28 protein-coding genes and 1 riboswitch are annotated in these 24,335 nt (G+C 62.7%); of the genes, 14 read left to right on the plus strand and 14 right to left on the minus strand.

The genetic code is table 11. From position 1 onward, the window contains the following. Window positions 1–10: 10 nt before the first annotated feature. Both GRI47_RS01585 and GRI47_RS01590 read right to left on the minus strand, forming a co-directional pair. Complete coding sequence (locus tag GRI47_RS01585) at window positions 11–2,059, minus strand: TonB-dependent receptor plug domain-containing protein (RefSeq protein ID WP_237452585.1); 2,049 nt, start codon at window positions 2,057–2,059, stop codon at window positions 11–13. A gap of 89 nt (window positions 2,060–2,148) precedes the next feature. Next, window positions 2,149–4,257, minus strand: a complete 2,109-nt coding sequence (locus GRI47_RS01590; protein WP_160659648.1) for an amino acid permease — start codon at window positions 4,255–4,257, stop codon at window positions 2,149–2,151. 169 nt (window positions 4,258–4,426) lie between these two features. On the opposite strand from GRI47_RS01590, the gene GRI47_RS01595 reads away from it, so the two are divergent. The 3 genes from GRI47_RS01595 to GRI47_RS15320 are packed head-to-tail and all read left to right on the plus strand — an operon-like array spanning window position 4,427 to window position 7,097. Next, entirely contained in the window at window positions 4,427–5,887 is a 1,461-nt protein-coding gene (locus GRI47_RS01595) for a cytochrome ubiquinol oxidase subunit I (RefSeq protein WP_160661245.1), read from the plus strand. A 2-nt stretch (window positions 5,888–5,889) separates the two neighbouring features. Beyond that, window positions 5,890–6,885 carry a cytochrome d ubiquinol oxidase subunit II gene (cydB, locus tag GRI47_RS01600; protein WP_160661246.1) on the plus strand — a complete coding sequence of 332 codons (996 nt, stop codon included), beginning with the start codon at window positions 5,890–5,892 and terminating at the stop codon, window positions 6,883–6,885. Then, a complete protein-coding gene (locus tag GRI47_RS15320; protein WP_160659649.1) occupies window positions 6,885–7,097 on the plus strand; it encodes a DUF2474 family protein in 213 nt (70 codons plus the stop codon). The genes cydB and GRI47_RS15320 overlap by 1 nt, the downstream gene beginning before the upstream one ends. Before the next feature lie 160 nt (window positions 7,098–7,257). Here GRI47_RS15320 and GRI47_RS01610 read toward each other — a convergent pair whose 3' ends face one another. Next, window positions 7,258–8,865 carry an AbgT family transporter gene (locus GRI47_RS01610; protein WP_160659650.1) on the minus strand — a complete coding sequence of 536 codons (1,608 nt, stop codon included), beginning with the start codon at window positions 8,863–8,865 and terminating at the stop codon, window positions 7,258–7,260. Window positions 8,866–9,051: 186 nt separating this feature from the next. On the opposite strand from GRI47_RS01610, the gene GRI47_RS01615 reads away from it, so the two are divergent. Further along, window positions 9,052–9,237, plus strand: a complete 186-nt coding sequence (locus GRI47_RS01615) for a DUF1328 domain-containing protein (RefSeq protein WP_160661247.1) — start codon at window positions 9,052–9,054, stop codon at window positions 9,235–9,237. Window positions 9,238–9,252: 15 nt separating this feature from the next. Here GRI47_RS01615 and GRI47_RS01620 read toward each other — a convergent pair whose 3' ends face one another. Next, the gene (locus GRI47_RS01620; protein ID WP_160659651.1) at window positions 9,253–9,933 is read right to left on the minus strand and encodes a DUF6445 family protein; all 681 of its coding nucleotides are present in this window, start codon (window positions 9,931–9,933) and stop codon (window positions 9,253–9,255) included. 33 nt (window positions 9,934–9,966) lie between these two features. Next, window positions 9,967–10,074: riboswitch (TPP riboswitch) on the plus strand. A gap of 38 nt (window positions 10,075–10,112) precedes the next feature. On the opposite strand from GRI47_RS01620, the gene thiC reads away from it, so the two are divergent. Next, window positions 10,113–12,002 (plus strand): phosphomethylpyrimidine synthase ThiC, encoded by a 1,890-nt coding sequence (gene thiC, locus GRI47_RS01625; RefSeq protein WP_160659652.1) that lies wholly within the window; start codon window positions 10,113–10,115, stop codon window positions 12,000–12,002. Between the two features lie 282 nt (window positions 12,003–12,284). Next, a complete protein-coding gene (locus GRI47_RS01630) occupies window positions 12,285–13,832 on the plus strand; it encodes an anti-phage dCTP deaminase (RefSeq protein ID WP_160659653.1) in 1,548 nt (515 codons plus the stop codon). Between the two features lie 8 nt (window positions 13,833–13,840). On the opposite strand, the gene GRI47_RS01635 is transcribed toward GRI47_RS01630, so the two are convergent. Then, the gene (locus GRI47_RS01635; RefSeq protein ID WP_419956976.1) at window positions 13,841–14,323 is read right to left on the minus strand and encodes a DUF188 domain-containing protein; all 483 of its coding nucleotides are present in this window, start codon (window positions 14,321–14,323) and stop codon (window positions 13,841–13,843) included. Window positions 14,324–14,618: 295 nt separating this feature from the next. Between GRI47_RS01635 and GRI47_RS01640 the strand changes: the two genes are divergently transcribed. Together GRI47_RS01640 and GRI47_RS01645 are read left to right on the plus strand one after the other, a co-directional pair. Next, window positions 14,619–14,963, plus strand: a complete 345-nt coding sequence (locus GRI47_RS01640) for an HPF/RaiA family ribosome-associated protein (protein ID WP_160659654.1) — start codon at window positions 14,619–14,621, stop codon at window positions 14,961–14,963. Between the two features lie 177 nt (window positions 14,964–15,140). Next, complete coding sequence (locus tag GRI47_RS01645; protein WP_160659655.1) at window positions 15,141–15,728, plus strand: fasciclin domain-containing protein; 588 nt, start codon at window positions 15,141–15,143, stop codon at window positions 15,726–15,728. A 105-nt stretch (window positions 15,729–15,833) separates the two neighbouring features. Here the strand turns inward: GRI47_RS01645 and GRI47_RS01650 are convergent, their stop codons facing one another. Next, the gene (locus GRI47_RS01650) at window positions 15,834–16,457 is read right to left on the minus strand and encodes a hypothetical protein (RefSeq protein ID WP_160659656.1); all 624 of its coding nucleotides are present in this window, start codon (window positions 16,455–16,457) and stop codon (window positions 15,834–15,836) included. A 112-nt stretch (window positions 16,458–16,569) separates the two neighbouring features. On the opposite strand from GRI47_RS01650, the gene GRI47_RS01655 reads away from it, so the two are divergent. Both GRI47_RS01655 and GRI47_RS01660 read left to right on the plus strand, forming a co-directional pair. Beyond that, the gene (locus GRI47_RS01655) at window positions 16,570–17,052 is read left to right on the plus strand and encodes a COG3650 family protein (RefSeq protein ID WP_237452586.1); all 483 of its coding nucleotides are present in this window, start codon (window positions 16,570–16,572) and stop codon (window positions 17,050–17,052) included. Between the two features lie 19 nt (window positions 17,053–17,071). Beyond that, window positions 17,072–17,527, plus strand: a complete 456-nt coding sequence (locus tag GRI47_RS01660) for a DUF3429 domain-containing protein (protein WP_160659657.1) — start codon at window positions 17,072–17,074, stop codon at window positions 17,525–17,527. Window positions 17,528–17,598: 71 nt separating this feature from the next. Here the strand turns inward: GRI47_RS01660 and GRI47_RS01665 are convergent, their stop codons facing one another. Further along, window positions 17,599–17,934 (minus strand): Mpo1-like protein, encoded by a 336-nt coding sequence (locus GRI47_RS01665; protein ID WP_160659658.1) that lies wholly within the window; start codon window positions 17,932–17,934, stop codon window positions 17,599–17,601. A 131-nt stretch (window positions 17,935–18,065) separates the two neighbouring features. On the opposite strand from GRI47_RS01665, the gene GRI47_RS01670 reads away from it, so the two are divergent. Further along, window positions 18,066–19,226, plus strand: coding sequence for a PAS domain-containing protein (locus GRI47_RS01670; protein ID WP_337190617.1), 1,161 nt, complete (start codon window positions 18,066–18,068; stop codon window positions 19,224–19,226). A gap of 10 nt (window positions 19,227–19,236) precedes the next feature. After that, on the plus strand, window positions 19,237–19,632 hold the full coding sequence (locus GRI47_RS01675) for a response regulator (RefSeq protein ID WP_160659659.1): 396 nt from the start codon (window positions 19,237–19,239) through the stop codon (window positions 19,630–19,632). A gap of 81 nt (window positions 19,633–19,713) precedes the next feature. On the opposite strand, the gene GRI47_RS01680 is transcribed toward GRI47_RS01675, so the two are convergent. Continuing rightward, complete coding sequence (locus GRI47_RS01680) at window positions 19,714–21,132, minus strand: S41 family peptidase (RefSeq protein WP_160659660.1); 1,419 nt, start codon at window positions 21,130–21,132, stop codon at window positions 19,714–19,716. Between the two features lie 240 nt (window positions 21,133–21,372). On the opposite strand from GRI47_RS01680, the gene GRI47_RS01685 reads away from it, so the two are divergent. Together GRI47_RS01685 and GRI47_RS01690 are read left to right on the plus strand one after the other, a co-directional pair. Further along, a complete protein-coding gene (locus GRI47_RS01685) occupies window positions 21,373–21,987 on the plus strand; it encodes a YbhB/YbcL family Raf kinase inhibitor-like protein (RefSeq protein WP_337190618.1) in 615 nt (204 codons plus the stop codon). 74 nt (window positions 21,988–22,061) lie between these two features. Next, the gene (locus tag GRI47_RS01690) at window positions 22,062–22,313 is read left to right on the plus strand and encodes an SWIB/MDM2 domain-containing protein (RefSeq protein WP_160659662.1); all 252 of its coding nucleotides are present in this window, start codon (window positions 22,062–22,064) and stop codon (window positions 22,311–22,313) included. A gap of 15 nt (window positions 22,314–22,328) precedes the next feature. Here GRI47_RS01690 and GRI47_RS01695 read toward each other — a convergent pair whose 3' ends face one another. The 6 genes from GRI47_RS01695 to GRI47_RS01720 are packed head-to-tail and all read right to left on the minus strand — an operon-like array spanning window position 22,329 to window position 24,211. Continuing rightward, window positions 22,329–22,733 (minus strand): DoxX family protein, encoded by a 405-nt coding sequence (locus GRI47_RS01695; protein ID WP_160659663.1) that lies wholly within the window; start codon window positions 22,731–22,733, stop codon window positions 22,329–22,331. Beyond that, window positions 22,730–22,993, minus strand: coding sequence for a DUF3253 domain-containing protein (locus GRI47_RS01700; protein WP_160659664.1), 264 nt, complete (start codon window positions 22,991–22,993; stop codon window positions 22,730–22,732). The genes GRI47_RS01695 and GRI47_RS01700 overlap by 4 nt, the downstream gene beginning before the upstream one ends. Window positions 22,994–23,017: 24 nt before the next feature. Then, the gene (locus tag GRI47_RS01705; protein ID WP_160659665.1) at window positions 23,018–23,440 is read right to left on the minus strand and encodes a DUF1810 domain-containing protein; all 423 of its coding nucleotides are present in this window, start codon (window positions 23,438–23,440) and stop codon (window positions 23,018–23,020) included. Window positions 23,441–23,445: 5 nt separating this feature from the next. Continuing rightward, window positions 23,446–23,790 carry a DUF3140 domain-containing protein gene (locus GRI47_RS01710; protein WP_160659666.1) on the minus strand — a complete coding sequence of 115 codons (345 nt, stop codon included), beginning with the start codon at window positions 23,788–23,790 and terminating at the stop codon, window positions 23,446–23,448. After that, entirely contained in the window at window positions 23,790–23,984 is a 195-nt protein-coding gene (locus GRI47_RS01715) for a DUF3008 family protein (RefSeq protein WP_160659667.1), read from the minus strand. The genes GRI47_RS01710 and GRI47_RS01715 overlap by 1 nt, the downstream gene beginning before the upstream one ends. Then, a complete protein-coding gene (locus tag GRI47_RS01720) occupies window positions 23,984–24,211 on the minus strand; it encodes a hypervirulence associated TUDOR domain-containing protein (RefSeq protein ID WP_160659668.1) in 228 nt (75 codons plus the stop codon). The genes GRI47_RS01715 and GRI47_RS01720 overlap by 1 nt, the downstream gene beginning before the upstream one ends. Between the last annotated feature and the right edge of the window lie 124 nt (window positions 24,212–24,335).

Below are 24,335 nucleotides of genomic sequence, written 5' to 3' on the forward strand. Positions count from 1 at the left end.
TCAGCTTCGGTCACATCCCCAGCTTGATCCCCGCCCAGACGGTGCGCGGCGCAGCGTAATCGATCGAACCGCCCTGATTGCGGGTCACGACATCCTCGTCCGTCAGGTTCTCGCCCCTCAGGACGAGCGAGACCATGCGCGTCAGCGGCAATTCGGCAAAGGCGTCGATCGTCGTCGCGGCGGGAAGGATGTCGGTTTCGAGATCGTCCTCGAACTGCTTCCCGACATGGCGCAATGTCGCTGCGAGGAGGCCGCGCTGGCCGAAGCGATAGCTCAGCGTCGCGCTGCCCGCCCATTGCGGGGTCTGCGCCGGCCGGTTCCCGTCGAAATCCGCGCCGGTCTGGCGAGCCTCGGCATCGGTATAGGCGATCGAGCCGTCGAAGCGCAGCGCGCCGAAACCCAGGCCCGCGCTCCCTTCGATACCGCGAGCGCGGATCCGGTCGATATTCTGCCGCTGGCGCGTCACGCGGTCGAGCGTGACATTGGCGATCGCCCCTACGACGCGATTGTCGAACGCGGTGAGCGAGAGATCGACGGTCTCATCCGGCCGAAAATCGATCCCCGCCTCGAACCCTTCCAGCCGCTCGTTGTCGAGCGCGGCATTGGCATTCGTCGTGACCGGGAAGACCACGAAGGGGCGGTATAATTCGTTGAGCGTCGGAAGGCGCAGGCCGGTATAGGCGGCGCCGCGCAGACGAAAACCGCCGCCCGCTTCGAAGACGAAGCCGCCGCGGAAGGATTCCTCCCAGCCCGCGCGATCGTCGTAAGCGAATTCGCGCAGAGTCACGCCATTCGCATCGGTGGCCGCGAAGAAACCGTTGCGGATGGTGTAGCGATCGAGCCGCGCGCCCGCAGTCAGCGTCAGCGGGCCGAGCAGCAGATCGTCTTCGACGAAGACGCCCAAATCGGTGTTGGTGCCCCCGGCATTGCGCCGTTCGGTGACGTTTCCGGTAAAGGCACTGAGGGCGACCTCGTACAGCTCACCATCGCTGCTGCGATAGTCGGTGCCGATGCGAAGCACTTTCCTGTCGCCGACAGGCGGGCGGATTTCGAACTTGCCGCCGATCCCGGTCGAGGGTGTGTTCCGCTGGTCTAACACGGGGACGAAGCGGGTCGAACTGATGACGACATTGGTGAAATTGCGGGCCTGGAGATAGGCGAGCGCATCGAACTGCCAATCGCCGCGACCGATCAGGCGCAGGCTCGCGTCCTGCCCGCTGCTCGAACTGTCTGCGCCGTCGAAGCGAAGCGTTCGGCGATCGTCATAGACGAGGACGCGCGCCTGCAGTTCCACGGTGTCCGTCAGCGGCGCGACCCCGCGCGCCTGGAGCGAATAGCTGTCGAACCGGGCGCGCGCGGTGGCGGAGACGCGATCGGCCTCGGGGGTGGTGAAGAAGCCTTTACCCCGGTCCCAGCGCCCCGAAACCACGCCGAACCCTTCTCCCAGATCACCAGCGAGATGGGCTGCGGCCTCGGTTTCTCCCCGATCGTTGACATAGGCATGGCCGCCGAACCGGCCCAAAGTCGCCGCATCGGCACTGGTCAGCTCGATCGTTCCCGCCAGTGCGCCCGCGCCGAACGGTCCCGACCCGCCGCCGCGCGTGACCCGCGCGCTTGCCAGCCGCTCGGGGGCGATGGCGGTGAAGGGGATGAAGCCGAAGAAGGGATCGGCCATCGGCACCCCGTCGAGCAGGACGGCGGCCCGGCTCGACGCATTGCCGCCAAGCGCGCGCAGGGTCACGCCCTGTGCGCTGGGGTTCGCCGAGCGGCTGTCGGAACGACGGAATTGCTGGAAACCGGCTACGGATGACAGCGCGTCCTCGATCCGGCCCGATCCGGTTGAGACGAGCCGGTCGCGCTCGATGATTTGCGTGGCATAGGCGGGGGTGGCGGGCGTCTCCGCGAGCCCCTCGCCGGTTACGATGATGACCGGATCGGCGGGTTCGGTTTCGGACTCTCCTGTATCGCCCGATTGCGCCAAAAGCTGCGCGGGGAGCATGGCTGCCAGCGCGGCGCCAACAAGAAACTGGGAATATCCGATATATTTGCGCGAATGCATTGCGACCCCTTTGCGACAGGTGCGCGCTTCGCGCCAAAACCGGGTGGGGGTCAAGGCCGATCCGGCACCACGTGCCGCAGCCGAGCCCGTCATTCGAGATAGGTCGGATCGTAGAGCAGGCTGAGATCGTTCGGCTCGCCCAGAATGGAGACGAGATCGTCCGGTTCTATCGCTAGGTCCGGCTCGGCGATCATGAGCTGCTCATCGCGCTCGACCAGCATGACGAGGCAGGAGCCCGGCAGGTCGATGTCTCGCAAGGACTTACCCATTTGTGAGGACAGCGCCGGGATCTTCGCCGCGCGCTCGCGCACGAAATGATCGTCGCGCACCAGCACCGCCGCCAGCTCGTTCTCGTCCTTTGCGGCGAGCCAGCGTTCCTCGAACCGATCGCTTTGCGCCACTTCGGCGAGATGGCCGACAATCCTGAGATCGAGACCCGCAGGCTCTTCGGGCAGGATCAGATACATCAGCGTGTGGACGTTGCGCGCACCGAGGATGTCCACGCTCGCCCGATTGCCGAAGCGGAAGATGAAGAGCTGCGATTCCTCGATATCGGATACGGTCTTGTAGGCGAGATACATATTCGGGCGGATCGCGTGGACATCCATCCGCTCGCCTTCAAAGACACCGCGAATGGCCTCTTCGCTCATGCCGAAGCGTTCCTGGCCCAGGGCCACCATCTCTTCGATCAGCGCGGCCCGGTCGAAGCTACCGCGCGTATGGTCGACCAGCACGCTGCGCGCGACGACGCTTTCATAGCTCAGATTCTGGGGCTGGGTTCGCTCGTGCACGATGGCGGTCAGTTCGTGCTCGATCCCTTCGAAGGTGTTGTGGCCGAGATGGCGATGCATGTGGAAGATCGCGCCGCGCCGCTTCACGCGCTTGGAGGCGTAGAGCTGGTAATAGAGGCCGCAGAGGACCGACAGCGCGATGGTGAACAGGATCGCGACCGCGCCCATTTCGAGGATCAGCCAAAAGGCGAGCAAAACGCCCGCGATCGGAACCCAGGGATAGAGCGGCGTGCGGAAGCCCGGACGATAGCTGTCGATCCTGCTTTCGCGCATCACGATCACCGCCAGGCAGACGAGGCCGAACAGCAGCAATTGGAACGCGCTGGCGAGCTTGGCGACCGATTCCACGTCGAAGACGATCAGGACGGCGATCATGACCAGAACGGTGATCGCGATCGCCAGCGTGGGCGTGCCGCTCTTGCCCAGGCGCGCGAGCGTGGCTGGAAGCAGCTTGTCCTTCGCCATCGCATAGGGATAGCGCGAGGCGGACATGATACCCGCATTCCCGGTCGACGCGAAGGCGGCCACGGCGGACACGACGATCAGAGTGACGCCCAGATCGTAGGGCAGCCAGCCGAGGAAGCGCGATCCGGCATCGGCCACCGGGGTCAGGCTTCCGAACAAATCCTGCGGCGGCATGACCGTGACGATGACGAGCGTCCCCAGGGTGTAGATCGCGGTCGCGGTGGCGAGCGACAGCGTCATTCCGAGCGGGATGTTGCGATCGGGGTTCTCGATCTCCTCGGCGACGCTGGCGACCTTGGTCAGGCCTGCATACGACACGAAAACGAGACCGATCGTGGCGAAGAAGCCGCCGAACCCGTCGCGGAAGAAGCTGCCATATCCGGGCTCGGGCGCGAAGGCGTCGGCAATGCCGGTGCGCGCGAGGCCGAAGATGCAGAAGGCGGTGAGGATCACGACCAGCGTGCCCACCAGAATACGCTGCAACAGCGTCGTCTCCTTGGCGCCGAACATATTCAACAGCCCGAAGGCGATGGTCAGCGCGATCGCGGTGACGGTGATCGGCAGATCGATATAGAGTGCGAGATAGGCGCCCATGCCGACGAGGGCGAAGGCGCTTTTGAACACCACCGCGACCCAGGATCCCAGGCCCCCGACAGTGCCCATCAACGGCCCCATGCTGCGGTCGAGGAAGAAATAGGTCCCGCCCGACCGCGGCATGGCGGTGGACAGTTCGGCCATGCAATACATGGCGGGAAGGATCATCAGCCCGGCGACGAGATAGGCGAGCCAGACCGAATTGCCGGTCTGCGCCGCGGCGATGCCGGGCAGGAGGAACAGGCCGGACGAGAACATCGCGCCGGTGGCCACCGCATAGACGTCGAACAGCTTGAGACTCTTGACGAGTTTCGGTTTGCTGCCCGCAGGCGCGGATGCTGCCGCCATGATGTGCCCCCGAAGATATGTGCGACCCGGTTTCATGAATAAAGGCCGGGAGAGCGAAGCGTTCCTCCGCAGCTATGCTCGCCGTCGGTCGATCCGCTCTCCCGTGCAACGGATCTTGCGTGCAACGCGATGGCCGCGCGGCCTGCGATCCGCTATGGGCGCCGCCACGATGTTCGATGGTTTCGACGCCCTGCTGCTCGCCCGCATACAGTTCGCCTTCACGGTGAGCTTCCACTTCATTTTCCCGGCCTTCTCTATCGGGCTGGCGAGCTTCCTCGCGGTGCTCGAAGGCCTGTGGCTGAAGACGGGCAAGCCGCTCTATCTCGACCTGTTCAAATACTGGCTGAAGATCTTCGCGATCGCCTTCGCCATGGGCGTCGTCTCGGGCATCGTGATGAGTTACCAGTTCGGCACCAATTGGTCGGTCTTCTCCGACGTGGCCGGGCCGGTCATCGGACCGCTGATGGCCTATGAGGTGCTGACCGCCTTCTTCCTCGAGGCCGGATTTCTCGGCGTCATGCTGTTCGGGATGGAGCGGGTGGGTAAGAAGCTCCACTTCGCCGCCACGCTGATGGTGGCGGTGGGGACGTGTATCTCCGCCTTCTGGATCCTCAGCGTCAACAGCTGGATGCACACGCCCGTGGGTTACGAGATGGGCGCCAACGGCCAATTCCTGCCGGGGCCGAGCTGGTGGACGATCGTGTTCAATCCCAGCTTCCCCTATCGCCTCGTCCACACCGTGCTGGCCGCTTTCATCACGACCGCTTTCGTGGTCGGCGGGGTGGGAGCCTTCCATCTCATCAAGGATCGCACCAACACCCATGCGAGAAAGATGTTCTCGATGGCGATGTGGATGGCCGCGCTCGTCGTGCCCGTGCAGATCTTTGCGGGCGACATGCATGGCCTCAACACGCTGGAGCATCAGCCGCAAAAGGTCATGGCGATGGAGGGGCATTACGAGAGCCACCCCGATGGCGCGCCGCTCTATCTGTTCGGGATTCCGAACGACAAGGAGCAGCGGCTGGATTACGCGGTCGGTATTCCGAAGCTGTCCAGCCTGATCCTGAAGCACGATCTCGACGCGCCGCTGGCCGGCCTCGACACGATTCCCGACGACGAGCAGCCGCCGGTGGCGATCGTGTTCTGGAGCTTCCGCATCATGATCGCGGTCGGTTTCGCGATGCTTGGCGTCGGGATGTGGAGCCTGCTCGCCCGATGGCGTGGTAAGCTCTACGAATGGAGCTGGCTGCACCGCGCCGCGCTGGTCATGGCACCTTCCGGCTTCGTCGCGGTGCTCGCCGGGTGGATCACCACCGAGGTCGGCCGTCAGCCTTACGTGATCTACAATCTCTTACGCACCGAAGATGCCGCCAGCCCGCTCGCCGCGCCCGCAGTGGGCGCTTCGCTGGTCGCCTTCGTCGTGGTCTATTTCTTCGTCTTCGGCGCGGGCGTCTGGTACATCCTCCATCTGATGCGCAAGGCGCCCCATGCGGGCGAATACGGGGTCAAGCGCGGCGACAAGGGCCCGATCCGTACGGCCGGTATCACGCCCGGTCTGACGCAGGACCCGTCTGACGAGACCACCAAGGACCTGTCCGGCAGCAAGCAGGAACCGGAGGAGCGGCCATGACCATGGACCTCACCACCGTCTGGGCGTTCATAATCGCCTTCGCAGTGTTCGCCTATGTGGTGATGGACGGCTTCGATCTCGGCATCGGCATCCTGTTCCCGACCTTCGAGGTCGGGCCGGAACGGGACCGGGCAATGAATTCGATCGCGCCGGTCTGGGACGGGAACGAGACCTGGCTGGTGCTGGGCGGAGGCGGATTGTTCGCGGCCTTTCCGCTGGCCTATGCGGTGATCCTGCCCGCGACCTATCCTTTGATAATCGCCATGCTGCTCGGCCTCGTCTTTCGCGGCGTCGCGTTCGAATATCGCTGGCGCGATCCGTCGCACCGCAAATTGTGGGACGTGGCCTTTACGGGCGGCAGCCTCGTCGCGGCGATGGCGCAGGGGATGACCTTGGGCGCGCTGTTGCAGGGGATCGAAGTGGTCGATCGCGCCTATGCGGGCAGCTGGTGGGACTGGCTGACGCCCTACACGCTGCTGACGGGTCTCGGCACCGTGGCGGGCTATGCCTTGTTGGGCGCGACCTGGCTGGTGTGGAAACTCGACGGTGAGAGCCAAAATCATGCGCGCAAATTGGGCAAGCGCGCGGCCTGGGCGACATTCGTGCTGATGGGGGCGGTGAGCCTCTACAACGTTTTCCTCAATGCCGAATATGCCGAACGCTGGCTGACCGCGCCGGAAATCTATTACGCCGCGCCCGTCCCGATCCTCACCGGTCTGATCGCGCTGGCGCTGTTACGTGCGCTGTCGGTCGAGCGGCATTCGAAGCCCTTCTGGCTCAGCCTTGCGCTGTTCTTCTTCGGCATGGCGGGGCTGGGCGTGACGATCTGGCCCTATGTCATTCCGCCGGACGTCACGATCTGGGACGCCGCCGCGCCCGAACGCAGCCAGATCTTCATGCTGGTGGGCGTCGCCATCACCATGCCGCTGATCCTCGCCTACACCGCCTGGGCCTATTACGTGTTCCGCGGCAAGGTCGGGCATGAGGGGTATCACTAATGCGCTCAAGCAGCGGAGCGGTAGCGCGAACAAAGGCTCGCTCAAGCAGCGAAGCGGTAGCGCGAACAAAGGCTCGCTCGAGCAGTGACGCGGAACCGAGCGAGGAAAAACCCCTCTGGCAACGCCTCGGCTGGATGGCGGCTATCTGGGCGGGCAGCGTCGCCGTGTTGGGCGCGGTCGCGATGGTGATCCGCTGGTGGCTGGGGGTCTAGCCTCGCCGGAGAATCGGCTGACGCGGCACTGAGCCGCCCCTGGATCGCCAAGGGGCTACGCCCCTCGCGATGACGAGGAGAAGCTCCCTACCATCCTCGTCATTGCGAGGAGCGAAGCGACGAAGCAATCCAGAGCGCCGCCGTGCCGCTCGTCAACCGCTTACCCTTCGTAATAGGTCGGCGATCCCGGCCCCACCGGCAGGCCGAGGATGAAGGTCCACAGATAGAAGAACACCGACCACGCCGCGAGGAAGAACATCGAATAGGGCAGCATCATCGCGATCAGCGTGCCGACGCCCAGATCCTTCTGATAGCGCGTCGCCCAGGCCAGGATCAGGCCGAAATAGCTCATCATCGGGGTGATGATGTTGGTGGTGGAATCGCCGATGCGATAGGCCGCCTGGATCGCTTCGGGCGAATAGCCGATCAGCATCAGCATCGGCACGAAGATCGGCGCGGTGACCGCCCATTGCGCGCTCGCGGAGCCGAGCGAGAGGTTGATGATGGCGCAGAGCAGAATGAAGAGGAAGAACACCGCCGGCCCCGTCATCCCGGTATCGACCAGGAATTGCGCCCCGGTCACCGCCGTGATCCCGCCCAGATTGGTCCAACCGAAGAACGCGACGAATTGCGCGGCGAAGAAGACCAGCACGATGTAAAGGCCGAGCGAGGACAGGGCGCCTGCCATCGCGTCGATCACGTCGCGGTCGCTCTTCATCGTCCTGGCCGCGCGGCCATAGGCGTATCCCAGCACCACGAAGAAGATCAGGATCCACACCACGAACCCGTCGAAGAAGGGCGAGTCCATCCGGTCGCCTGTCTCCGGATTGCGGAACACGCCCCATTCAGGCCACAGCGTCAGCGCCATCAGCGCGAAGACGCCGAGCATGGCGATCCCGGCCCAGCGCAGTCCCTTGCGCTCCGATGCGTCGAGCGGCTTCATCATCTCGTCGTCGAGAATGTCGGGATCGGCCTTCGAAGCGTCGTATTTTCCCAGCTGCGGCTCCACGATGTAGATCGAGACGAGGCTGCCGATCGCGGTGATGAGGAAGGTGCTCGCGACCATGAAATACCAGTTCGCGGTCGCCAGCACGCGGTAGTCGGGATCGATCAATTGCGCGGCTTCCTGCGTGATCCCCGCCAGAAGAGGGTCGATCGTCCCGATCAGCAGATTGGCGCTGTAACCGCCCGATACGCCTGCAAAGGCCGCCGCCATCCCGGCCAGGGGATGCCGCCCGAGCGCGTAATAGATCGCGCCGCCCAGAGGGATGAGCACGACATAGCCGACCTCGCTCGCGGTGTTGGAGATGATGCCCGCGAACACGATCGCGACGGTAACGAGCTTGGGCGGAGCGCCCAGCACCATCGACCGCACCGCCGCGCTCAGCAGCCCGGATTTCTCCGCGACGCCTACGCCCAGCATGGCGACCAGCACCACGCCCAGCGGCGCGAAGCTGGTGAAATTGTCGACCAGCCCGGTGAAGATGCGGCGAAGCCCATCGCCATTCATCAGGCTGACCGCGCGGATCATCCCGTCCTCGGCGACACCCGGCGCACCTTGCGGCCTCGGATCGACGACAGCCACGCCCAGCGCACCGAACAGGCCGGACAATAGAACGATGCCCAGCGCCAGCAGCGCGAACAGGGTTACCGGATGCGGCAGCAGATTGCCCAGCCATTCCACCCCATCGAGGAAGCGCGTGAACGCGCCCCTCTTTGCGGGCACGGCGGGATCGGGCTGATCGGCGGGGGGCGGAAATTCGGTCATGGTCACTCCGGTCGATGCCCCGAAAAGTCAGGGCAGGGGCGGGAGGCGCCTAGGCGCGCGGTCTCGAAGCGCAGCCGGTAGCGGCCACTCGCATAGAGGAGCAAGCCGCAAGTGAACCTGCGGTGGACGATGGGGCGAAACCTCGTGCTTCAAGGAACCGGCAGCCGCGCCGCCCATTCCCCTTCCATGATAAAACTCGCGATCCTCTGCCTCGTCATCGCCGCCGTCGCGGCCATTCTCGGTTTCGGGGGCCTCGCCGGGACGATGGTGGATGTCGCCATCGTGCTTGCCGTCATCGCGACGGTGCTTTTCGTCGTCTTCCTGGTGCTCGGGATCATGGCGGGCAGGAAGGTGAAGAACACCTTCAAATAAGCCCAAGCACCACGATCACCGTCCGCGCAGGAACATGTTGATCGTCAGGCGCGCATCGGCCGGATCGTCGGTGAGCGCTGCGGGATCGGGTATGACGCCCGAATGCAGCAGCTTCCCGCGATAGAGGATCAGCCGGTCCGGCCGCGCCTCGACCTCGCCGATCAATTCGTAGCGATCGCTGTCCCCGTAATGATAGCGCGGCGGGGGCATCCCGTATGCGCGCTCGTCCTCGGCCAACGCAGCGTTGTAAGCATCCTCGCGCTCCGGCGTGATTGTCTCGAACCCGGTTCGGCGATGGCGATAGAAGGCGGTCCCGCCGCTCTCCGGCCCGAGAAGATAATGCATGATCGCCACGATCTCGCCGCTGGCGTGGTCGTAATGCGGGATGCGCTGGAGCGGGCTCAGCTTTGCCTCGGGCAGCGTGACGATCGAGAAGGTCGATACGTCGAGGCTGATCCCCTGCCGAAACCCGAACACCTGCTGGAGCGCGGAGAACATCAGGTCGCGATTGCGGTCGAGATAATCCGGCTCGCACCACGCCCTGATGCCGGGATAGCTGGCACCCCCGTCCTGATACTCCGCCGCGCGCCCGCGAGCGAGCAGCTCTTCCGCTCTGCCGCTGAAGCCATCGATCTGCACCACCGGCTGCTTCTCCTGCCCGAAGCGGTGGACGGTGACGTGCGGTGTTTCCGGCATGGCTGGACTATGCCTGTCGTCGCGCCTAGTGTCGAGCCATCCCCGGGGAGCGTGCTGACGCTGAGAGGGGCGCGTAGCACCGCCCGACCCGTTGAACCTGAACCGATTAAGATCGGCGGAGGGAGTGGGCGGGCCTCATCCGGACATCCGCTCTCTCTCCGTCACGAGGAGAGAAACGCATGGCCGACATCAATTCCAAGCTCGAGATCGGTGTCACCACCGGGCCCATTCGCGGCAGCCGCAAGGTCCATGTCGGCGCGAAAAGCGGCAGCGGCGTGCGCGTCGCCATGCGCGAGATCCAGCTCGAGGGCGGCGAGGAGCCGGTCCGCGTCTACGACACCAGCGGCCCCTATACCGACGCCAACGCCCGGATCGACATTCAGGGCGGCCTTCCCAAGCTGCGCCGCGACTGGATCATGGCGCGCGGCGATGTCGAGGAATACGATGCGAGGCCGGTGAAGCCCGAAGATAACGGCCAGCTCGGCCCCGATCGTTCGGGCGGCGTGCCGCAATTCCCGAACGTCAACCACCGGCCCCTGCGCGCCAAATCCGGCCAGAACGTCAGCCAGATGCACTATGCGCGGCAGGGCATCATCACGCCCGAGATGGAATATGTGGCGGAACGCGAGAATATCGGGCGCGATTATGTCCGCCGCGAGCTCGACGGGAACAGCTGGGGCGCCGCCATCCCCGAATACGTCACCCCCGAATTCGTTCGCGACGAGGTGGCGCGGGGAAGGGCGATCATCCCCAACAATATCAACCACCCCGAAAGCGAACCGATGGCGATCGGGCGCAATTTCCTCGTCAAGATCAACGCCAATATCGGCAACTCCGCGGTTGCGAGTGACGTCGCGAGCGAAGTCGACAAGATGGTCTGGGCGACGCGCTGGGGTGCGGACACGATCATGGACCTTTCCACCGGTCGCAACATCCACGACACGCGCGAATGGATCATCCGCAATTCCGCCGTGCCGGTGGGCACCGTGCCGATCTATCAGGCGCTCGAAAAGGTCGGCGGTATCGCCGAGGACCTCACCTGGGACATCTTCCGCGACACGCTGATCGAACAGGCCGAGCAGGGCGTCGACTATTTCACCATCCATGCGGGCGTCCGCCTGCCTTATGTGCCGATGACCGCCAAGCGCGTCACCGGCATCGTCAGCCGCGGCGGCTCGATCATGGCGAAATGGTGCCTCGCGCATCACAAGGAGAGCTTCCTCTACGAACGCTTCGACGAGATCACCGAGATCATGAAGGCCTACGACATCGCCTATTCGCTGGGCGACGGGTTGCGGCCCGGCAGCATCGCTGACGCGAACGACGAAGCGCAATTCGCTGAGCTCTACACGCTGGGCGAGCTCACCAGGCGCGCCTGGGCCGAGGACGTGCAGGTGATGATCGAAGGGCCGGGCCACGTGCCTATGCACAAGATCAAGGAGAACATGGACAAGCAGCTGGAGGCGTGTGGCGAAGCCCCGTTCTACACGCTCGGCCCGCTCGTCACCGATATCGCGCCGGGTTACGATCACATCACCAGCGGCATCGGCGCGGCGCAGATCGGCTGGTACGGCACCGCCATGCTCTGCTACGTCACGCCCAAGGAACACCTCGGCCTGCCCGACCGTGACGATGTGAAGGTGGGCGTGGTGACCTACAAGCTCGCCGCCCACGCCGCCGACCTCGCCAAGGGCCACCCGGCCGCCAAGGTCCGCGACGACGCGCTGTCGAAAGCCCGCTTTGAATTCCGCTGGCGCGATCAGTTCAACCTCTCGCTCGACCCGGAAACCGCCGAGCAATATCACGACCAGACGCTACCGGCGGAAGGCGCCAAGACCGCCCATTTCTGCTCTATGTGCGGCCCGAAATTCTGCTCGATGAAGATCACCCAGGAAGTGCGGGATTTTGCCGCCAAGCAGAACTCGGACAGCTATCTGGCGAGCGAGAGCATCAAGCGGGAGACTTCGGCTGAGGAGGCCGAAGAGGCGCGCGAGGGGATGGAGGAGATGAGCAAGGTGTATCGGGAGAAAGGAGAGAAGTTATATTTGCCGGAGGGATCTGCAGAATAAAAAAGGGCGGCCATTGAGCCGCCCTTTTTTCCACATTTGTCTATCTAGGCTCTTTGCCTAGCTTGGTCAGAAGATCTGCCTGAAGCGGTCCATCGATCATGGGTATGGAATTCGACACCCATAATCCGAGCCATTCTGCTGGTGGATTCGCTTGCTTTCCACTCTGTACGCCCGGAGTTTTTATCGGTTTTAGCCATACTCGATCTCCCCATGGTTTGCTGTGAGCTCCGTTTAAGCTTACCAAAATCAGAAGCGCAATGATCTAGGGATTGGAGGCACCATATGTCCGACCAGCTGCGTCTTTTGAGTCACCCTGAGCTCGTCATCGGTTTAGCCGGTCCCATTGGTATCGACATTGAGCAAATGGCTAACGAAGTGGGTAGGGCTCTTGAGCAAGTCGGCTACGATCATCGTACCATTCGTGTTACCGATTTGATGATGCGCTACGAAGCATCAGGCGTCGAAAAAAACGGCGATGATTTTTTCGCCAATATGAACTTCAAAATGGACTACGCGAACAAGCTTTGCGAGCTAGCCGGAACACCTGACGCTCTTGTTCGCCTTATGATCGCCGGTATCAGAGAGCATCGTCAGGCACTTCTCGCCGATCTTAATAGCGATGCCGAAGTTTTAGCCGAAACAGCGTTTATAATTCGCCAACTTAAAAGGCCGGAAGAGGTCGATTCTCTAAGACGGATCTATGGGAAACGATTTATTCTGATATCGGGTTACGGAAGTGAAGAGCATCGCTTTGAGCGGGTAAAGGAGAAGGGTAAGGAAAGTTTACCGCTCTCGACCGCACTGCCTGAGATTATTGAGCAAGCATGGAAGCTGTTGCTTCGAGACCAAAATGAAGGACAGGCCAGTCACGTGCAACATCTCCGAGACACATTTCATTTAGCTGATGTGTTTGTTGATGGGATAAATCGAGACCAGATGCGATCCGGTCTTGAGAGGTTTATTCAAGCCTTTTTTGGTCGTGTGGATATAGGTCCGACCAAAACGGAATATGGCATGTATGCAGCGAAAGCCGCCTCACTGAGATCGACTGATCTTTCACGCCAAGTCGGTTCTGCTATTTTCACTGCTGATGGAGAGATAGTTTCGCAAGGCTGCAACGAGGTTCCTCGCGCATTTGGCGGTACATATTGGTCAGGCGAAGAGCCGGATTTCCGTGATGTAAGGTTGGGTCACGATCCAAATGACATCTTGAAGAAGGACGTAATTCGTGACCTTCTGGAGCGCCTTTCAAATGCCAAACTACTTTCGGTTGATGGAACCGACGATGTTTCTTCCGACACCTTCGTTGAGACCCTACTTGGGCGCGGAGAATCCGATGTCCCGCACAAAGGTTGCCTAAAGGAATCTCAGGTTAGCGACTTAACCGAATACGGACGTGTCGTTCATGCGGAAATGGTCTCCATCTGTGACGCCGCCCGCCTAGGTAAACGCATTAAGGACTGCACCCTTTATGTAACAACATTCCCCTGCCACAATTGCACAAAACATATAATTGCTTCGGGAATTCATAGGGTTCACTTTCTCGAACCTTATCCAAAAAGTCGAGCTAAGCAGCTGCACTCAAATGAGATTGAGATCGAGAAAGTAAGTTCAAATAAAGTAAGCTTCATTCCATTCTTAGGTATATCTCCATTCCGTTACAGAGATATTTTTGAGAAAGGTTCTAGAAAAACTGGCGGGAGAGCTAGAGCTTGGTATTCAAAAGAAGACGAGCCTCAACCTCTTATTCCCAACGCGCTACCTAAATATGTTCAATTAGAAGAAATTGAGTTGGATCGTATCAGGGGCGAATTTACCCTGGCCAGATAAAATCTTATTCATTTCTTTCGAGAGTGTTCCCATAAAACCCGTTCCAGCGCCTGCAGGAAGTTCGACCTATCCGCCTTCCCGAACGGCGGGGGTCCACCGCCAACCCCATCCATCCCGGCGCGCAGGTCTTCCATGATTGCGCGGGTGGCGAGGGCGGTGCCGATGCTGGCGGCGTCGAAGGGTTTGCCGTCGTGGCGCAGGACCGTTGCACCCGCGTTGCAGCAGCGTTCCGCCAGCAGGATGTCGGCGGTGATCACCACGCTGCGCGGGCCTGCGTTCTCCGCGATCCAGTCGTCCGCTGCGTCGTATTTTGGACCCTCAGACGCCGGGCGCTGGGCGTCCGCCCAGCTTTGCTTTCGGCCTAACCGGTCGGCGGGCGGTCGCCCTTGCGGGTCGCCCAAAGAGATATGGGGCGACCCGTAACCGTCGCCCACCACTACGCGCTTGACCCGCTCGTTCACCGGCACGCGGAAGGGGCTGTTGCTGACCACGCGGACCTGTACATTGTGAGGGGCGCGCCATATCGCTCGGCCACGCGGTAGATTTCCTCCTTCACCGGGCAGGCATCGGCGTCGACAAGGATGGTTGCGGCTGGCGTGTCGGGCTGCGTCATGGCGCGGGTGCTAGCCGCTCGGGCGCGGCTGCGTAAACAATTCTCCCCGATCCGCGCCGTTTGCGCCGGGTGGTTTCCCCGAGCCGTTCGACAGCACGCCGCGCCCGGAACGGCCCTTTGTCCAGCCGGTTGAATCGACAGGACTTCAAGTGAGAGAGAAAGGGTCTGATACCATGCAAGTGCAATTCAATTCCGATAGTTCGGTGATGGGCACGGAAAACGTCGCCGAGCGGATCGAGGCGGCGGTGCGCGAGAAGCTCGCGCGATTCGAAAGCAAGCTGACGCGGATCGAAATCCATGTCCGCGACGAGAACGGCGCCAAGCACGGGGCGGACGACAAGGCCTGCACGATCGAAGCGCGGATCAGCGGCGGCAAGCCGATCGGGGTGACGGGCAAGTCGGACACGGTCGACGGCGCGGCGCGCAAGGCGGCGAATACGCTCGCTCAGCGGCTGGAACGCCATCTCGGCAAGGCGGACAAGCACCGTCACGATCCCTCGCCCGAAAAGGTGATGTGAGGCACTGAAGGTGAGCGCGGACGCTCTACCCAGCGCGCCGCATTTTCGCCTTTATTGGAACGATGGTCCGCCGCGTTCGTAGGTGATGCGAAGGCCCTTGGGGACGAGGGGTCGCCAATCGTTCGTCCCCGGCGCCAATGCCTATCCCGGCCGAACTTCATCTGAAGGAAACGACATATGAAAAAGCTGTCCATCGCTCTCGCCTCTGCCGCCACGCTCGCGCTTGCCGCCTGCGGCTCGCCCGCCGAGGAAGACACCACTGTGACGACCGAAGATTCCATGATGGCCGATCAGATGGCCAATGACGACATGGCCGCAGGAACCGTCGTAGAAGTCGCGCAGGGCAACCCCGATTTCTCGACGCTGGTTTCGGCCGTGACCTCCGCCGATCTCGGCGCGACGCTTTCGGGCACGGGCCCGTATACGGTGTTCGCTCCGACCAACGCGGCGTTCGAAAAGGTCCCGCAGGCGACGCGTGACGAGCTGATGAGCCCGGCGGGCCAGCAGGATCTGGCGAACATCCTCACCTATCACGTGGTGGAAGGTAACGTCGATGCAGCGACGCTCGCTCAGGCGATCCAGGATGCAGGAGCCGATGGCTACACGATCACCACCGTCAATGGCGGCACACTGACGGCCATGATGGACGGCGACAATGTCGTCCTGCGCGATGCCGCCGGTAACACCGCGACCGTGACGCAGACCGATGTGGAAGCCTCCAATGGCGTGATCCATGCGATCGACACGGTGCTGATGCCCGCCTAATCGCGAGAGCATCGGTTCAGAAAGAAAGGCGGTCCCCAACGGGGCCGCCTTTTTGTTTTGGCATCCAGCGTAGGCAAGCGGCACTTCGCTGCCGCGATACCGACCTTATTGCGAGGGAGGGGGAAGGGTCACCGGGACGGGCAGATCGAGCGGTTGGACCTCCTGCGGCCCGATCGCGCTGGGCGCGGGCTCGTTGACTGGCAGCTGAGCCGCAGGAGCCACGTCTTCCATTCCGCCAGCTTTCGAGGCGGCCACCGAGCGCGTATTGTCAGGGGTGTTGCGAATGACCGTCACGCCATATTCGCGGCTCTCATACGCATTGCCGCCCGCCCGGCGCCATTCGCGGTCGGCAAATCGAGGGTCCGGCTGCCAATCGTCGCTCGAGAGCGCGGCCATGTCCTGTTCCCAAGCGCGATCCTCGGCAGCGAGCGCCGCATCATAGGCGGAATAGCGACGGTTGCGATATAGTCCGCGTTCGCGCAATTCGCCCACTTCGAAATGACCCTCGGGCGTTTCGATGGCATAATGATCGGGCGGGCGTTCGTCCGTCCGGGCCAAATTCGGCCGGTCGTAATCGGCCTGAAAATCATACTGCGGACGCTCGCCGCCGACACTCGCATGGCGAATGATTCCGGTCTCGCCAATCTGTGCTCCGATGACCGCGCCGCCGGTAGCGCCGCCAAGGGCGATGACGGCTGCGGCCAGAGCAAGGCGAGGCGCGATCTGCATGACCGGACTAACGCGCCAGCACACCCCGCGTTCCAAGGGGGCGCCACCATTGAAGCGAGTGACGCTTTGCCGCATACGCCCTTTGTCCAGGCAGGCCGTCCCGGCAGGAGTGATGATGGTATCCGCGTTTCCCCGCTACGCATTCACGGCGCTCGGCATGATCGTGATGGCGCTCGCGCTTTCGGGCTGCGGCTCAGCGGGCGGGGCAGGCCCCGATGCACGCGAGACCACTGCCTTTAGCGGGATCGCGAGTGGCGAGGCGATCTCGCTTTCCGGCACCGAACCGTTCTGGAGTGCCGAGATCGAAGGCGGCACCATGCGCTACATGACGATCGAGGATCAGGAGGGTGTGACCTTTCCCGTCGAGCGGTTTGCGGGCAATAACGGTCTCTCCTTCAGCGGCCGGATGACGGATCGTACCAGCGGGAGCAAAGGTGGGGCGGCAGTGGACGTCGCCGTCACGCCGGGCGATTGCTCGGACGGGATGAGCGATCGCATCTTTCCCTATGTCGCGACTCTGGTTGTCGGTGACGAGACCCTGCAAGGCTGCGCCTATACCGATCGGCAGCCGTTCCGCGGCCCGGCGCAGCCCTGAGAGGCCAGTGATTGGGCCGATGATCGGAAACGTCCCATTCCTGCCGCGAATGCTGGGTCTGGCCGGCCTGTTGCCGCAGATCGCCTGCGTCGGTGTGTTGCATCTCGGCCAAAGCGCCTTGCGTGAGCCTGCGACTCTGATCGCCTTCGCCTATGCTGCGCTGATCTTCACTTTCCTCGGCGGGACCTGGTGGGGCATCGCCGCATCGGCGCCTGCGGCGGAACGGCGCCGCACGCTGGGCTGGGTGTGGATCGCGGCTATCCTGCCGAGCCTGATGGCCTTGGCGGCGTTCCTGCCGCTGGTGTTCGATCTGGCAGGGCCGGAACCCTCGCTGGTCGCTCTTGGAGGGGCGATCCTGTTCAGCCCGCTGGTCGACCGTGCTCTGGGTCCGCTGGCGCCGCGCTGGTGGATGGCCTTGCGCGTCCCCCTCTCGCTCGGCCTGGGCTCGCTGACCATCGCCGCTGCCCTGGCCTGACCGGCTGGCAACGCTTGATCGGCTTAGGGCTTGATCGGCTTAGGGCTTGATCGGCTTAGGGCTTGATCGGCTTAGGCGCGCGTTACGCCCGCACGGTCGAGTTCGGGGCCGAGCCGACCTGTCAGCCACAGCCACCACATCTTGAAATCCGCCTTCAGGCTCCAGGCCGGATAGGTAAAGGTTGCCGGGCGGTTCTTCTCCACCCCGAAATGCGCGATCCAGGCGAAGAAATAGCCCGCGACCGGCAGCGCGGCGAGGAGCCACCAGCTTGCGGTCGCCAAGGCGAAGATGGCCAGCGCGATCACGAGCGTTGTGCCGACATAATGCAGTGCGCGCGTACGCGGCTTGGAATGTTCGCGCAGATAGAAGGGCCAGAATTCGGCGAAAGTCGTGTAGGTCCGGGCCATGCAAGTCAGCTTGCGTTCCTGTGAGGGATCGGTCAAGCGAAGCTCGAAGAGAACCGCATGCGGAACGAGTCCGGTCTTTAAGCGTGACCAGTTCTATCAGGGCGTGTCTTAACCGATAGCAAGGACAGCCAGTGAAGGACGACACCGAAGACCGGTCCGCGGAAATGCCGATCAGCGATGCGCCTGAAGACACGCAGGAGCGTGCCGATGCGCCCGAAGGCACGCACGAGCGCGATGGCGATGAGCGCTCCAGCAATCAGTCGCATATGCGGTTCGACGAGAGTCCGGGACGCTTTCTGGCCTCGCGCGGTCAGGCGCAGTTCGCGGGCTCGTCGGGTATGCTGTTCGAACAGGCCATGGCGCAGACCCGCATGGCGATCTGCCTGACCGATCCGAACCAGCACGACAATCCCATCGTCTTCGCCAATCGCGCCTTTCGCGAACTGACCGGATATGACGAGGACGAGATCGTCGGGCGCAATTGCCGTTTCCTTCAGGGCAAGCGCACCGATCGCGAACAGGTCCAGGCCATGCGGCAGGCGATCGAAAGCGAAGAGGTCGCGATCGTCGAACTGCTCAATTATCGCAAGGATGGGAGTGCGTTCTGGAACGCGCTGCATCTCGGCCCGATCTACAACGATGCGGGCGAGCTGATCTATTTCTTCGGCAGCCAGTGGGACGTCACCGACGTCAAGAGCGCGCGGGCGGGCGAGGAACATGCGCGCGTGCTGGCGCGCGAATTGTCGCATCGCATGAAGAACATGTTCGCCGTCATCTCGGGCATCGTCACGGTCAGCGGACGTATGCACGAGATCGAGGGAGAGGCGGCCGAGATCAATTCGCGGATCCAGGCCCTGGGCCGCGCCTATGAAACGACACTCGATGATGCGGCCAGCGGTTCGATCGAACTGGGCCCGGCGATCCGCGCGATCCTCGAACCCTATCGTGCGGCAGGCATGGCGATCTCGATCGAGGGGAACGGCGCGCGCGTCCCGTTCGGGAGCGTTTCGGTGATCGGCCTGATCCTGCACGAATTCGCCGCCAATGCGGAACAGCATGGGGCCTGGTCATCGCCGGAAGGCCGCGTCACCGTCGATTGGTGCATCGTCGAAGGGGGCGAGAAAGCCCGCCTCGAATGGCGCGAGAGCGGCGGACCGACCGTGGACGAGGCGCGTATCTCGCCGGGGGTCGGGACGGCCATCATGGACCGGATCGTTCGATCGGCGACCGGGAAAATCGAACGGGTTTGGAAACCGCACGGTCTCGAAGCGGTTGTGGAAGTGACGATATAGGATTGCCGCCTTGACCGAACCGATTTCGATATTGCTGGTTGATGATGAACCGCTAATCCTCATGGATCTCGAATTTGCCGCCGAGGATCGGGGCTTCAAGCCCTGCTGCGCGTCCTGCGTGTCGGAAGCCATGGCCCTGATCGAAGATGGCGTCGATGTCGCGGTGCTGGATTTCAACCTCGTGGGCGGAGAGAACTGCCTGCCTATCGCCCGCGAACTTTCAGAACGTTCGATCCCCTATATCATCCATTCGGGTGACGCGAACCGGCAGGAAGAAGTCTTCGAAATGCTGGACGCGGTCTATGTCCCCAAGCCGGCATCCTCCGACAAGGTCATCGCCACCGCGCTGAGCGAATTGCGTGGAGCCCGACAGGAGAAATCGCCGACGGCAGCCCCCGCTCACTGATCTTTCGGCAGGAACGGCGATGAAAAAACGGGGCGCCGGATTTCTCCGCCGCCCCGTTATTCATAAACGCACAGGAATCCGTCAGAACAGGCCCGGCACTTCTCGCTGCGCGGGGCTGGGAATGTTCGGCTGGAGAAGTTGCTGGCGACCGCCGGCCGATTGCACCGTCTGATCGCCGCCGCTGCTGATCGGCGTGCAGGTGCGACCGCCCAGGAAATCCAGCGCCGCTTTGACGGACGCTTCGGCCGGATCGCCCAGCTGCTCGAAAATCCCATCGCTGGCGGCGCAGGTCCGCCGAACCACGCTGGCAAGGCCGGTGAAATATTCGCCCTGATCGTTGGCATTGGTCGTCTTGAACGCGACCGCGCGCAAGCGATCGTCGCACGCCGAACGGTCGAAGGCGAACTGACCGACGGGCTTGCCGAACGTGTTGGTCCCGACCAGCGCGAGGTTGTCGCCCAGATAGGGGATGAAGGAATTGGTCACCAATTCGCTGGCCGACGCCGTGCCCCCGCGTCCGATCACCGCGATCTTCGTCGCCGCAATGGCCTGGGGCTGCGACGCAAAGCGATCGATTTCGTTCTCCGAGGATTTGGAAGGCCGCAACACGGTCTTGCTGAAGACCTGGCCACTCTTGTCGGCTGCCATCAGATCACCGAGCAGTTCCGCGACCGAAACCAGCCCGCCGCCATTATAGCGCAGGTCGAGGATGACCTTGGTAATCCCCTGCTGCCGGAATTGCTGGAACGCCGTGCGCAGTTGGGGTCCCGCATCCTCGACGATGAAGGTGCGCAGGTTGATATAGCCGACCGGACCGGTGCCGTCGTTGAGGACCTTGACGCCGTAACGATCAGAGATCGGATCGAGCGAGAATTCGGTCTTGGTGATATTGGCGTTGCGTTCGGTACCCTCCCGGGTGCGGAAGGTGAAGGACCGCGCGACCCCAGGGTCGGAAGGCCCAAGCGCGTTGATGACCGCCTGCGGCCCCCCGCTCGACATCAGGGACGCGACCGACTGGCCGCCGATGGTCAGCAATTCGGTGCCGCGGTCCATGCCCGCCTGGAAAGCCGTACCGGCTTCGAACGCTTCGAGGACGAAGACGCGATTGGCGCTGGTGTCGTAGGCGAGGCGAATGCCGAAGCCGGCGCTCGATCCGCTCTGGATCAGGGCGTTCTCTTCCTTGATCGACGTGATGTAGGTGAAGAAACGATCCTTCGACTGCGCGCGCGCCGGGGCGACCAGCGCGTCGATATAATCCTGGACATTCGTGTAGTTCGACGCGGTTACGTTTGTCGCGAGGAGGTCGGGGAACAGATACCATTCGTTCAGCACGTCGCGCACGAATTGCTGGCGGTTGGCGAGTGAACAGGTGTCGCCCCCAGATGAGGGCGGCGTCGGTGTACCGCCGGTCGGCGGCGCCGACGAGCTGCCACCACCGCCTCCACAAGCGACGAGCGACAAGGCGAGAGTGGCGGACAGTACGGAACGAGCGAAGGCCATGATGCGACTCCAGGCGAAAATTGCGAATCCGGGAGAAGCCTCTCCCCCCAAGATAATGCTTCATCCACCATGCCTTAATCGCGCCTGAGTGCCAATTGCTTGGGACGAATTGAGTGGTGCGCCACGAAAAAGGGGTGTTTTCGGATAAAAACGGTGCATATTTCCCTCGTTCCCATGGCGCGGCGCAACGGCGCAGCCCAAACAGTGCACCGTTTTGTGGCAATCAAAGGATCAAGTGGCGTGAGTGATGGTGAGAACTGGGTGACGCGGGCGGTCGGCGGCGGAGCTTTCGCCAACGATCTCGCAATCGCGCGCTTCGGTTCGGAAAAACTGCTCGGCCGTTCGGGCTTCGCTCTGACCAGCCCCGCTTTCAAGCACGGCGATGAACTCGATCCCAGCTTCACCGCAATCGAGGAGGACGCCGTCGCTCCGCCGCTCGAATGGAGCGCGCCGCCTCCGGGCACGCAGGAAGTGGTCCTGATCGTAGAGGATGCGGATGCGCCCGCCGACAAGCCGCTTCTGCACTGGCTCGCCTGGGGCTTTCCCGGTCAGCGCGGCAAATTGTTCGAAGGCGAGGTTCCGCCCCGCGCGGGCAAGAATGCGCGTGGCAATTCCGAATGGCTGTTGCCCGATCCGCCGATCGGCAAGGAACATCGCTATGTCTTCCAGCTGTTCGCGCTCGACTTGCCGCTGACGCTGATGCCCGGCGCCACGCGCGAGGATGTCGAAGCGTCGATCAAGGACCATGTCGTGGCCTGTGCAGTGCTGACAGGGCGGTTCGAAGGGCACGAACGCGAAGACCTCGATCTCGAAGAGGATCTGGGCATCGATCCCGAAGATCTCGACCTCGACTGACAACGATTAAGAATGGTGCGGCTCCGCCCCGGGGGCGCATCTCGAAAAACGAGCCTGACAGGAAAGGACATATCATGGCTGGGAAGAACAACGCACTACAGAAGCCCGTCAATCTCTCGCCCGAGCTGGAAAACGTCGTGGGCAAGGGTCCGATGACGCGCGCTCAGGTCACGTCCAAGGTGTGGGACCACATCAAGGCGAACGACCTCCAGGACGCCAAGGACCGCCGCATGATCAACCCCGACGACAAGCTGGGCGCGGTGATCGGTAAGGAACAGATTTCGATGTTCAAGATGACCGGTGCCGTCTCGAAGCATATGAGCTGACAGGGTCAATTCCTTTCAGTTGTGTCGGCGGCGGAACGGCCAGTCCGTGACGCCGCCGGCCCACAGCGCCCACCAGACGATGATCGGTTGGGCGAACATGCGCGGGATATGATAGGCAAGGCCCAGACCGTTGTCGGGCCGCGCCATGTCGAGCGCGAAATGGTTTATATTGGCCGGGAAAACGCAAACCGCATAAAGGGCGAGGCCGATCGCTCCGGCCCGTTGCAGCGTCGATGACCATCCCTGGGCCAGCGCGATCGCGCCGATCAGTTCCGCGACGCCGGTCAACAGCACGATCGCTTCAGGGTAGGGCAAGCCGCCCGGCATGATCGACAGAAATGGTCGCGGCGCAACGATGTGGAGCACTCCGGCGATCGCGTAGAGTGATGCCAATAGGAGGCGGAGGAGCGCGCGGATCACGGCTCGTCACTCGCATTCGTGGTCAGCGAAATCCGATACGGGCCTTCGCGTGTCCGGAGCCCCTGTCCCTTCCAGCTGATAGTGACAATTGCTTCGCCGATCATTTCGTCGACCGCCGCATGGACTATGGGCATGGATTTGCGCCAATCCTCACCATCGCGAGCCAGAATGCGTGCCGCTTCGCTCGGACAGATAGACGCCCCCCGTTTGCGCTCGTCGAGCAGGGCCTGAATGGCCGATCGGGGGGTGGCGCAAGCCATGACGCTTCTCTTCAAACCGTGTGATCAGAGACGCTGGAGGGTGAGGGCGTCGCGCTCCCCCTCGTAGAACTGGTCGAGCGCGGCGGTAAAGGGGTCGGTATCGTCTGCCGATGCTTCGAACAGAGTCATCGAACTGCGGAATTTCATCGCATCCACCGGTCCCAGGATTTCCTCCGCCGCCATCGTCCCGGCCCAGTCCAGCATGGCTTCGGTCGCCTGATCCAAGCGATCGCCAAAAACGGGATGTTTCGCGAAGGCGCGTGCCTCGGCCTTGCCGGACAAAGCGAAACGGCGGGCCATTTCACTCGACCCGAGGCCCGCGATTTGCGGGAAGACAAACCACATCCAATGGCCTCGTTTCCGCCCTGCATTCAATTCCGCCAGCGCCGCGTCGAACACGTCCTCCTGTGCAGTAAGGAAATGCGCGAAGGGATCAGCATCGGCCATGGCGCTCAGTCCGCCTTGAGCGGATCGTGGCCCCAGTTCATCAGGCTGTAGCGCCAGTCCGTGTCCTCAATATCGCCGTCGGGACGCTGGGCGAGGTGGCGGTGGATATAGCCGACCACCTTGTCCATATGCTCCCATTGGCTGTCGGTGAGATCGCCCTTGTTCGTGCGCTTAATTGCGACGATGCGGCGCCCCGATCTGTGACCGGTGCTTTCGCCGCCATCGCTGTCGCCAACAGATTTCGATTCCTCGGTATCGAGCCAGTCTTCGAGTTCCTGGGGCGCCATGTTGACGCAGTCGCGAAATTCGGACCAGGTTTCCTCGCGGTCGTCATCCGTGTCCGACGCCATCAGCTGTCATCCTCGTCGACGTGGTCGGGCAGCCCGTCGAGGTCGGTGGAGGCATAATCCTCCAGCTCGTCCTCGCTCATGCTGTCATACATCTGCTTGGATGCGCCCTGAAGGTCGCCGACCTTGGTATCGCCGCGCTTGGCGGACAGGGCGGCTCCGGCAGCCTTCTGCTGCGCCTTGCTCTTGGCGGGCATCAGTTCTGCGCCGACAATTCGCTGCCGCGCTTCAGGACCTCGTCGCCATCTTCCTGCTTGATCAGATAGGCCGGATTGTCCTCGGTCCCGTCCTTGGTGATTTCGCTACCCTGAAGGGTGCGGGTCACCTCGCGCTCGAAGCGTTCCTTGATCTGGCCCTTGCCTTTGCCGTTGCCCCATTCCCATTCGACATACTGGTCGGTCCGGAAGCTGTTCGGATTGCTCATATAATCTCTCCGCATTCTCGTGTCGGAGAGTTCAATCCGCCGGGGCGCGGGGCGTTCCTGACGGGTGTCAGTTCTCGCTCCCGGTGTCGCCCCGGGGTCTCGGCTCGGTTCTCGCCTTAGTTCT

The organism is Qipengyuania pelagi, assembly GCF_009827295.1.
In the GTDB taxonomy this organism is placed as follows: Bacteria; Pseudomonadota; Alphaproteobacteria; order Sphingomonadales; family Sphingomonadaceae; genus Qipengyuania; species Qipengyuania pelagi.